7 protein-coding genes are annotated in these 10,512 nt (G+C 67.9%); 5 read left to right on the top strand and 2 right to left on the bottom strand.

The features are described from left to right. Window positions 1-71: 71 nt before the first annotated feature. Window positions 72-413: a cytochrome o ubiquinol oxidase subunit IV gene (cyoD, locus tag ACQKDV_RS15710; RefSeq protein WP_427784943.1), complete on the top strand. Its 342-nt coding sequence runs from the start codon at window positions 72-74 to the stop codon at window positions 411-413. A 243-nt stretch (window positions 414-656) separates the two neighbouring features. On the opposite strand, the gene ACQKDV_RS15705 is transcribed toward cyoD, so the two are convergent. Then, the gene (locus ACQKDV_RS15705; RefSeq protein ID WP_427784941.1) at window positions 657-2,714 is read right to left on the bottom strand and encodes a putative bifunctional diguanylate cyclase/phosphodiesterase; all 2,058 of its coding nucleotides are present in this window, start codon (window positions 2,712-2,714) and stop codon (window positions 657-659) included. Between the two features lie 202 nt (window positions 2,715-2,916). On the opposite strand from ACQKDV_RS15705, the gene radA reads away from it, so the two are divergent. From radA to ACQKDV_RS15690, 3 genes are all read left to right on the top strand, one after another. Continuing rightward, on the top strand, window positions 2,917-4,296 hold the full coding sequence (gene radA, locus ACQKDV_RS15700; protein WP_427784939.1) for a DNA repair protein RadA: 1,380 nt from the start codon (window positions 2,917-2,919) through the stop codon (window positions 4,294-4,296). A 146-nt stretch (window positions 4,297-4,442) separates the two neighbouring features. After that, on the top strand, window positions 4,443-6,299 hold the full coding sequence (locus tag ACQKDV_RS15695; RefSeq protein ID WP_427784937.1) for an ATP-binding protein: 1,857 nt from the start codon (window positions 4,443-4,445) through the stop codon (window positions 6,297-6,299). A gap of 57 nt (window positions 6,300-6,356) precedes the next feature. Then, window positions 6,357-8,663 (top strand): tetratricopeptide repeat protein, encoded by a 2,307-nt coding sequence (locus ACQKDV_RS15690; RefSeq protein ID WP_427784935.1) that lies wholly within the window; start codon window positions 6,357-6,359, stop codon window positions 8,661-8,663. Window positions 8,664-8,824: 161 nt separating this feature from the next. On the opposite strand, the gene ACQKDV_RS15685 is transcribed toward ACQKDV_RS15690, so the two are convergent. Continuing rightward, a complete protein-coding gene (locus ACQKDV_RS15685) occupies window positions 8,825-9,616 on the bottom strand; it encodes a cytochrome C assembly family protein (protein WP_427784933.1) in 792 nt (263 codons plus the stop codon). Between the two features lie 122 nt (window positions 9,617-9,738). Between ACQKDV_RS15685 and ACQKDV_RS15680 the strand changes: the two genes are divergently transcribed. Next, the coding region (locus ACQKDV_RS15680; RefSeq protein ID WP_427784932.1) for a signal recognition particle receptor subunit alpha at window positions 9,739-10,512 on the top strand (774 nt) is incomplete at its 3' end.

Below are 10,512 nucleotides of genomic sequence, written 5' to 3'. Positions count from 1 at the left end.
TGCCGCCGGCAGCGTGGTGTGAACCGCATCGCCGTTCCAGCTTCGCAAGGGGTGCTCAATGGAGCGCTGTAATGGCACATGACAACCATGCACACGACCATGCAGCCGGTGGCGAGAGCCACGGCAGCGTCAAGTCCTACCTGATCGGCTTCGTGCTGGCGGTGGTGCTGACCGTCATCCCGTTCTGGGTGGTGATGTCGGGCGACTTCTCGCGCACCGTCAGCGGTGTGGTCATCGCGGTGACCGCAGTGCTGCAGATGCTGGTCCACCTGGTGTTCTTCCTGCATCTGGACCGCTCGTCGGAAAGCCGCTGGAACGTGAACGCCGCGGCCTTCACCGTCGTGGTGATCGGCATCATCGTGGCCGGCACCCTGTGGGTCATGCACAACATGAACGTGCACATGATGCACTGACGTTTCTGCGACGTTGCCACGCAGAAAGGCCGCCCTCGGGCGGCCTTTTTGTTTGGGCGATAGTGCCGGCCAGCGGCCGGCACTACCGGTCGGGACGCGCTCTGGTGGCGCCGGGCCATGCCCGGCGGCAGTAGATCCACGCCATGCGTGGATGGCTTTCAATATGGGGTGGTGCCGGCCGCTGGCCGGCTTCCCGCAATTGCCGGCCAGCGGCCGACACTACCCGGCGGCTACGACCCCGCCTTACCCCACCTTGCGCAGGAACTCGTCCGGATCCATCGGCCGGCCCAGGTGATACCCCTGCAGCTGATCGCAGCCCAGCCCGCTCAGGTATTCCTGCTGTTCGCGCGTCTCCACGCCCTCGGCCACCACCTGCAACTGCAGCGAACGCCCCAGCGCCACAATCGACGATACGATGGCCGCGTCTTCGGCGCTCTGCTCCAGTTCGCGCACGAACGCACGGTCGATCTTCAGTTCGGTGGCGGGCATGCGCTTGAGGTACAGCAGGCTGGAATAGCCTGTCCCGAAATCGTCGATGGAGATGTGCACGCCCATCGCGGTCAGGTCGTTGAGAATGACCAGGCTGGCCTCGACGTCATTCATGGCCGTGGTTTCGGTGATCTCCAGGGTCAGTCGCTGCGGCGCGATGCCATGGCGCGCCAGCGTATCGCGCACGTTGTTCACCAGCGATGGCGAGGAGAACTGCAGCGGCGACAGGTTCACCGCCATCGTCCATTCGGGATGCCCCGAATCGTGCCATGCACGAAGCTGTGCGCAGGCCTGGTCCAACACCCACTCGCCGATCGGCAGGATCAGGCCGCTGCGCTCGGCGATGGGAATGAACACGTCCGGGGCGAGCATGCCCAGCTCCGGGTGCTGCCAGCGCAGCAGCGCCTCGGCGCCCACGGCCGGGCTTCCGGCAGCGACGAACTTGGGCTGGTAGTGCAGGCGCAGCTCGCCACGATCAGCTGCGCGGCGCAGGTCCTGCAGCAGCCGCAGCTGGCGGTTGGCACTGACCTGCATTGATGGGGTGAAGAAGGTATAGCCGTTACGGCCGCCGTCCTTGGTGTGGTACATCGCCGCGTCGGCGTGGGCCATCAGGTCGCGTTCGGTCGCGCCATCGTCCGGGTACAGGGCAATGCCAAGGCTTGCACTGACCTGCAGTTCGGCCGCGTCGATCAGGAACGGCTCGGCCACTGCGGCGATGATGCGCTCGGCCACCACCACCGCATCGTCCGGCTCGTCGATGGCCAGCACGATCACGAACTCGTCGCCGCCCAGACGGGCGAAGGTGTCCTGCGGGCGCAGCAGGTTGCTGACGCGCTCGCTCATCCGCACCAGCAGCCGGTCACCCAGTTGGTGGCCATAGGCATCGTTGACCGCCTTGAAGCCGTCCAGATCGCAGAACATCACGGCCAGGCCGTGGTGGTGGCGACGCGCCTTCTCGATGTACTGCTCGATGCGATCCTGCAGCAGCATTCGGTTGGGCAGCTGGGTCAGCGGGTCGTGCAGGGCGGCCTGCAGCAGCTTGTCGTTCGCCTTCTCCAGCGACTCGGCCAGCAGCCCGGTGCGCTCGCGCATCTGCCGGTCGAACAGCGAGGCGACCAGCGCGATGCCGATGGTGCCCAGCGTGGTCACGATCACCAGCACCGCCAGCCAGCGGCTGTCGATGCCGCCGTTGATCACCGCACCGCAGATGCTGCCTTCGGGGATGCGGGCGGCCGCCATGCCGGTGTAATGCATGCCGACAATGGCCAGGCCCATCACCAGCGAGGCCGGCAGACGCAGGCGGAAGGTGCGCTCACCCTCCCTGCGCAGGCGGAAAGCGATCCACAGCGCGACACCGGCGGCGCCAATGGCGATCAGGATCGATGCAGCAAACCACCATGGGTCGTAATCGATGCCCGGCTGCATGCGCATCGCGGCCATGCCCAGGTAGTGCATGGTGGCGATGCCCAGGCCCATCAGCACCGCGCCGGCCAGCAGGCGGCGGCGGGGCAGCTGCGGGCGCGAGACCAGCCACAGGGCATAGGCCGAGGCACCCACCGAAACTGCCAGCGAATATAGTGTGATGGCAAGGTCGTAGCCGACCGGGATCGGCAGGTCGAAAGCCAGCATGCCCACAAAGTGCATGGACCAGATGCCCAGGCCCATGGCTGTGGCCCCGCCGGTGAGCCACCAGCGCGCAACGCGGCCTTCGGCAGTGGCCAGCCGGCCGGCCATGTCCAGTGCGGTGTAGGACGCAAGGATGGCGACCAGCAGCGAGAAAACAACCAGGCTCTGGCTGTAGGTGCCAGTCATTGAGGGTCCTTCGTGGGCGGGGAGGCGGCGCGGCGGCGCGGACTATAGCGGCTGTGCGGCGCTGAACCTTAGAGTGAAGAAGTGTGATGTTCATCTCATAGTCGAAGATGTCATGACCGGGCCTGCCTTGTGCCCTGGGTCGCAGCGCCTGCGACCGGCCTCGGCTATCCTCCCTGACCTCCCCGCACCGAAGTCCCGCCCCATGGCCAAAGCCCGCCTCACTGCCTATGTCTGTAACGAATGCGGCGCCGAGTACAGCAAGTGGCAGGGCCAGTGCACCGAGTGCAACGCCTGGAACTCAGTGTCGGAAATCGTGCTGGAGAGTGCAGTCGCGGCCAAGGCGCCCGCTTCGCGACGGGCGGGCTGGGCCGGCAAGATCGATCCGCCGAAGATCACCGCGCTGAAGGACGTCGAGCAGACCGAGCACCGCCGGGTCAGTACCGGCATCGGTGAGTTCGACCGCGTGCTGGGCGGAGGTCTGGTCGAGGGCGCGGTGGTGCTGGTCGGTGGCGACCCGGGTATCGGCAAATCGACCCTGCTGCTGCAGGCGGTGGCGAGAATGGCGGCCGTTCTGCCGGTGCTGTATGTCACCGGTGAGGAGTCGCTGGCCCAGGTGGCGGGCCGTGCGCACCGGCTGGAGTTGCCGCTGGACGGGGTCAACGCGCTGGCCGAGACCGGCGTCGAGTCGATCCTGCAGCATGCGGCCAAGGCCGGGCCGCGGCTGATCGTGGCCGATTCGGTACAGACCCTGTGGACCGAAACCCTGACCGCTGCGCCGGGCTCGGTGAGCCAGGTGCGCGAGAGTGCCGCGCGGCTGGTGCGCTTTGCCAAGGAAACCGGCACGGCCGTGTTCCTGGTCGGCCACGTGACCAAGGAAGGCGGTATCGCCGGCCCGCGCGTGCTCGAGCACATGGTCGACGCCGTGCTGTATTTCGAAGGCGAAAGCGGCAGCCGCTTCCGCCTGCTGCGTGCGTTCAAGAACCGCTTCGGTGCGGTCAACGAGCTGGGCGTGTTCGCCATGGGCGACAAGGGCCTGAAGGAAGTCTCCAACCCCTCGGCCATCTTCCTGTCCGGTGCCAGCACCCACCAGCCGGGCAGCTGCGTGATGGTTACCCGTGAGGGTACGCGCCCGCTGCTGGTGGAAGTGCAGGCGCTGGTGGATGCTTCGCCGCTGTCCAACCCGCGCCGTGTCGCCGTTGGCCTGGAACAGAACCGTCTGGCCATGCTGCTGGCGGTGCTTCACCGTCATGGCGGCGTGCTGGTGGGCGACCAGGATGTGTTCGTCAATGTCGTAGGTGGCATCCGTGTGCAGGAGACCGCCGCCGATCTGCCGGTGCTGCTGGCGGTACTGTCGTCGCTGCAGGACCGGCCGCTGGCGGAAAAGACGATTGCCTTCGGCGAGGTCGGCCTGTCCGGCGAGATCCGCCCGGTACCCAATGGCGAAGACCGCCTGCGCGAAGCGGCCACCCACGGGTTCAAGCGCGCCATCGTGCCCAAGGCCAACGCCCCCAAGGGCGGCAGCGTGAAGGGCATGGAAGTGATCGCGGTCGAACGCCTGTCCGAGGCCATCGACGCGGCGTGACATCGGTCCTGTAGAGCCGAGCCCATGCTCGGCTGCTTTTCCGCCAAGGCCTTCCGATGCAGTAACGGTCAGCTTCGCTGTGCTAGTTTTTCCCGCTCGACGACGGCGCCTTGTGGCGCCCTGTGTGGCAAGGAGTAACCGATTTCATGCAGGACCCGACGCTCAGCACCCCCGCCGCCGAAATCCGTCGCGCAGGGGTCGATCTCAATGGACTGATGACGGTGCTGGGCAAGCACCTGTATTCCACTCCGATGGTGGCCCTGCGCGAGCTGGTACAGAACGCGCATGATTCGATCATCCGCCGCCGCATCGAACAGCCGGGCATCTCGCTGTCTTCGCGCATTTCGGTGCAGGTCGATGCCGCCGCAGGCGTGCTGCGCATCACCGATACCGGCGCCGGCCTGACCCGCCAGGAAATCCACGACTACCTGGCCACCGTCGGCGTCGGCTACACCCGTGGCCTTCGCCAGGGGGGCGACGATCAGGACGGCCTGATCGGCATGTTCGGCCTGGGCTTCCTCTCGGCCTTCGTGCTGGCACGGCGGGTGAGCGTACGCACCACCTCCTACCAGACGCCGGAGCTGGGCCACCTGTACGTGTCCAGCAATGCCGAGCAATACACGGTGAGCGAAGTGCCGGCGCGCGCTGTGGGCACCGAAGTGGAGCTGGAGCTGCACCCGGACTTCCTTCCGCTGGCCAACGAGGCGCGCCTGTACGAGGTGCTGGGCCGCTACTGCGCGCTGCTGTCCGAGCCGATCTTCATCGGCGCTGCTGCCGAAGCGCTGAACCCCGAGCCGCCACCGTGGCGCGGGCAGGGCGAGGTGGCGCTGCACCCGGTGCAGGCCCGTCGCCAGGCGCTGCAGTTCGCGGCGCGCTTCGAGCATGATTTCGAGCCCATCGTGACCGTGCCGCTGCGCGCTGACGCCGACAGTGATGCCACCGGCATGCTGTGGGTGCAGGATGGCGCCACCTACGGCACCAGCGACAACCGCAACCTTTCCGTGTTCGTGCGCGGCATGCTGCTCGATGACGATGCACGCGACCTGCTGCCGCCGTGGGCGGGCTTCATCGGCGGGGTCATCGAATCCTCGCGCCTGACCCCGACCGCCAGCCGCGAGGACCTGCAGCGCGACGACCAGTACCGCGCCGTGCAACACGCCCTGCTGGAAGCGCTGATCGACGGTCTGGCCGAGGTGGCGCGGCAGCAGCCCGAAGCGTGGCGACGCGTGCTGGCCCGCCACAACGAGGCGCTGCTGGGTGCGGCATTGTGCGATGAGCGCCTGTTCGAGCTGCTGCTGGAACATGTGCGCGTGCCGACCTCGCAGGGAGACCTGCCGGCCAGCGCGCTGCCGGCGCGCGGTGCGGTGCACGTGATTCTCGACAACGGCGGTGGCTTCGAAGAAATGCTGTTCCGCGCGATGGGCGTGCCGGTCGCGCACGGCCATCGTTATGCGGTGGTGCCGTTCCTGCGCCGCTGGACCCAGGCCAAGGGCCTGCGTCTGGTCGAGCTGGGGACCGAGCAGGGCAACCGTGCGCTGTTCCGCATCGATGAGAGCCTGGACGCGGCGCAGTTGGCCTGGCTGGGCGAACATCTGGGCGATGGCGAGCAGTTGCTGCCAGCCCGCTTCAGTCCTGAAGCACTGCCGGTGGTGGTGGTTCCCGACCGCGAGGCCGAACTGAAGCAGCGCCTGGAAGATGATGAGAACGACAAGCGCGTGTCGATGGCCGCGCTGCGTCTGGCCCGCCAGTTCACCGCGCGCATCGAGGCGCGCGCACCATCGCGGCTGTACCTCAACCTGGACAACCCGGCCGTGCAGGCCCTGCTGCAGGCGCAGCGCGAGGGGCACCCGCAGGCGGCGGCCGCAGCACGCCTGCTGCGTTCGCTGAAGATCATCGTTTCCGCGCAGGGCCGTCCGCTGGCCCGTGGTGCGGCCACCCCCGGGCCGGATCTCAACGGAGCCTTCAGCGAGATCGCCACGGCCCTGCAGCACATGCTGCGCTGAACACCCCACACACTTTCTCTCATCCAGCCTCACGCTAGACAGGAGCGCCAACCCCCGATGGATATCTGGAACTGGGTCGAAAAGCTGCAGGAAGACCTGCGCCAGGCCGGGCAGGCGCAGAACGCGCACCTGCTGACCCGCCTTGCCGACGAAGTCAGTGAACTTCAGGTCGACCGCGTCGATGCGCTGCTGCCCGAGGCGCGTGCGCTGGGCAAGGCGCTGGACAACCCGTGGGTCGACGTCTACGTCGGCCACTGGGCGCTGCGCAACCGCGTGGGCAACCGCGTTGAAGGCGAGAGCGCGCTGGGCGAGGCGGTGGCGCTGTTCGAGCGCGCGCACCGCGAAGACACGCTGGAATGCCCGCAGTCGATCTGCGTGACCCAGGATCTGGCCGCCTGCTACGGCAACATCGATGGCCCGGGCTGGGTGCCCGAGCGCATCGAAGTGTGCGACGAAACGCTGGCACGCATCGATCCGACCTGGGCCTGTTTCCAGTGCCTGAGCTGCGAGAAGGCCGATGCCCTGCTGGATGATGGCCGCGCGCAGGACGCGCTGGATTACCTGAAGGCGCAGGCCGATGCGGTGGAAGCGCGCGGCAAGGAAGTGTTCGACAGCTTCCCGGAAATGCAGATCAAGATCCTGCTGGCCAGCGGTCGCGCCGAGGAGGCGATGGTGCTGATCGAGCAGCGCGAAGCTGAGGTCGCTGCAGCCGGCGAGTACGAACCGGCCAACTGTACGGTACCGCGCCGCCTGTCGCGCGCCTGGGCATTGGCCCAGCTCGGCCGCGACGACGAGGCGCTGCAGCAGCTGGTGCCGTGGAACGAGCTGACCCCGAATACCTGGAGGCTGTGGGCCAACACAGTGGCGCTGCTGTGCAGCCGTGATCCGGCGCGCAACACCTGGGATCTGGGCACGCGCTTCAACACCATCCTCGAACACTTCGCCCGTGTGGGTGCCCACCGTCTGGTCATCGAACTGGCGGCATTGAGCCTGGAGCTGGCCCTGCAGCGCGGCGCGCGCTGGGTGGCGCAGCGCCAGCTCGGCCTGGCCCGCACCCATCTGGCGCAGTTGCGCCAGGACCGCGGTGCCAGCGAGCGGGTCGCCGCCTTGGCCGCCCGCATCGATGCACTGCCCGAGGTCGAACCGCTGCCGGTACCGGCAGCCGAACTGCTGGCCTGGCTGGAAGCACGCGGCGGGCAGAATGCCTCGCGTGATCCCGAGCGCGAGGCGCAATGGCTGCTGCAGGCGCACGCACAGTGCCCGGATGATGAAGCGCTTGCCGAGGTGGCCGCCTCGGCGTTGAACGCCTGCGGCGCGCAGGCCGAGGCGCGCACGCTGCTGTGGGATTTCGTGCGTGCCCACGCCCATGAAGATGGTGCCGCCGCGTACACGCTGATGCGCTGGCTGACCGAGCAGGGCGACGATGATGGCCTGCGGCGGCTGGCCGACACCTATCGCGGCAGCGTGCCGGTGTTCGCGCACTGGTGCGATGTGCAGCGCGCACGCCGTGTATCCGACTGGCCGGCGCTGGAGCAGGCAGCACAGGCGCTGCTGGCGCTGTCGCCGGGCTCGCACGGCGCGCGCGGTACGCTGGCGCGCATGTACATGGAAACCGGCCGCTTCAGCGAGGCGCAGGCCTGCTATGCGCAGCTGGTGGAAACGCTCGAAGACCCCAACGCGGCGCACTGGGACCATATGAGTGCGGCCAGCGCCGCGCGCGACTGGGACGCCGTGCGTCGTTCGGCAGCGGCCATCGGCATGGAGTTGTCCAGCCAGGACGGTGTGGTCGAGGAGCCGTGGGGCTGGGTGATCATCCGCAGCCTGGAGCAGGGCGAGCCGATGGAGTACTACGCGCGCCGCACCGGCCCGGTGACCGCGCGCATTGTCGAAAGCGCACCGGCCAACCGTGCCCAGCAGGTGGGTGACTGGGTAGTGTTCGATGCTGCGCTGGTGCATCCGGCCCCGGAAGACGAAGAACAGCGCCAGCACTTCATTCCGACCTATGCGCAGGTTCACGTGCTGGAACGCGGTGGTTTCGAGCGCAGCTGGCTGATTGACGGCGCGCACCCGGGCGAAGCGGCGTGGAACGCGTTTGTGGAAGGTGCCCAAGCGCAGGGTTGGCAGGTGTGGGCGCACAGCCGCCCCGACTACACCGTGACCGACCCGGATGCGGAGGAGGGCACGCTGCCGGGCCTGCTGTTCACCGTGGCCCAGCCGCAGGGACACGCGCCGCTCGCGCTGCACCGTTACCTGCAGCAGTCCACCGCCGCTTGGTCGCACCCGCAGTGCTGGCTGCGCCTGGCTGAAGCCTGCGACCAGGACCGGCAGCCGCATCTGGATGTGATCGAGCGGTACGGCCTGTAAAGGTAGTGCCGGCCGCTGGCCGGCAATCCGCGGGAACTCTGTGCTGCCGGCCAGCGGCCGGCACTACCGCGATATCAGGCATCGGCCCCGGTAGGTGCCGACCGTTGGTCGGCACGATCATGCGATGTTCCGGTAGGTGCCGACCGTTGGTCGGCACGCCTTTAACGCGTATGCCCGAACACCAGCTCGATCACGAACTGGCTGCCGAAGAACGCCAGCAGCAGCAACAGCATCGCCGACAGCGTCCAGTGCACCGCCTTCACCCCGCGCCAGCCATAGCGGCGGCGGCCGATCAGCAGCACGCCGAAGACGATCCACGACAGCACGCTGAGCACGGTCTTGTGCACCAGCTTCTGTGCCAGCAGGTCATCGACGAACAGCACGCCGGTCACCAGGGTGAGCGTGAGCAGGGCAAAGCCCACGGCGATGACCCGGAACAGCAGTGCTTCCAGATCGGCCAGCGGCGGCAGCGCACGCAGCCACGGGCGGAACTCACGACGGCGCAGCGCCCGTTCCTGCAGCCACAGCATGATGGCCAGCAGGGCGGCGATGCTCAGCGTGGCGTAGGCCAGCAGGGCCAGCCAGGCATGGCTGGCCAGGCGCCAGCCCAGTACCTTGCTCGGCTCATGGCCGTAGCCGTGGTAGACCGCCAGCAGCAGCGCGGCAAGCGGGAACACCACCACGCCCAGCGCGGACATGCGCCCGCGCGCGCCGACCAGCGAGGTCAGCCAGGCCATGCCCAGGCCGACCAGCGACAGCGCGGCGAAGAAGTGCATGTCCGGCCCGCCACTGGTGCGCAGCGCCACCAGCACGTGGTAACCGCCGTGCAGCAGCATGGCCGGCAGCGCGGGCCACAGCCAGGTGGGCGAACCGACGGCGTCATCGCGGCCAAGCGCACGCACCAGCAGGGCGCTGGCGGCCAGGTAGAGCAGGGCGGCGATGAGAACAATCATCGTTGCAGTTTCGCATACCCCCGCGGCACTGGCGACGGCCCGGAGGTCGCAGCCCGGGGAGGCGGGCGGACCCGTTATACTGTCGGCCTTATTGTCCCCCGCTTTCAGACAGGTTGCGCCGCATGTTCGAGTCCCTGACCCAGCGCCTTTCCGGCACCATCGAGCGCCTGCGTGGCCGCGGCCGCTTGACCGAGGAGAACATCCGCGAGGCGACCCGCGAAGTGCGCATCGCGCTGCTGGAAGCCGACGTCGCGCTGCCGGTGGTGCAGGCCCTGATCGAGCGCATCAAGGTGCGCGCGGTCGGCCAGGAAGTGCTGAAGTCGCTGACCCCGGGCCAGGCCCTGATCAAGGTCGTGCGCGACGAGCTGACCGCAGTGATGGGCGCCGAAGCCAGCGACCTGAACCTCAATGTTCCCGCCCCGGCCATCATCCTGATGGCGGGCCTGCAGGGCGCTGGCAAGACCACCACCGTGGGCAAGCTGGCCAAGCACCTGAAGGAAAAGCGCAGGAAGAAAGTGATGGTGGTGTCGGCCGACGTCTACCGTCCGGCCGCGATCGAGCAGCTGAAGACCCTGGCCGACCAGGTCGGCGTGCTGTTCTTCCCGTCCAGCGCCGACCAGAAGCCGGAAGCCATCGTGCGCGCGGCCATCGACGATGCGCGCAAGTCCTTCGTGGACGTGCTGCTGGTCGATACCGCCGGCCGCCTGGCCATCGACGAAGCGATGATGGCCGAGATCAAGGCCCTGCACGCGGCGGTCAACCCGGCTGAAACCCTGTTCGTGGTCGACGCCATGACCGGCCAGGACGCGGCCAACACCGCCAAGGCCTTTGGTGATGCGCTGCCGCTGACCGTGCGCCCGTACATCGCCAGAATGACCCAGTCCGAGCTGCTGACC

Source organism: Stenotrophomonas sp. NPDC077659, from assembly GCF_050268705.1.
Taxonomy (GTDB): Bacteria; Pseudomonadota; Gammaproteobacteria; order Xanthomonadales; family Xanthomonadaceae; genus Stenotrophomonas.
The sequence above is the reverse complement of the archived record's forward strand: the minus strand, read 5'-3'. Positions and strand labels throughout refer to the sequence as shown.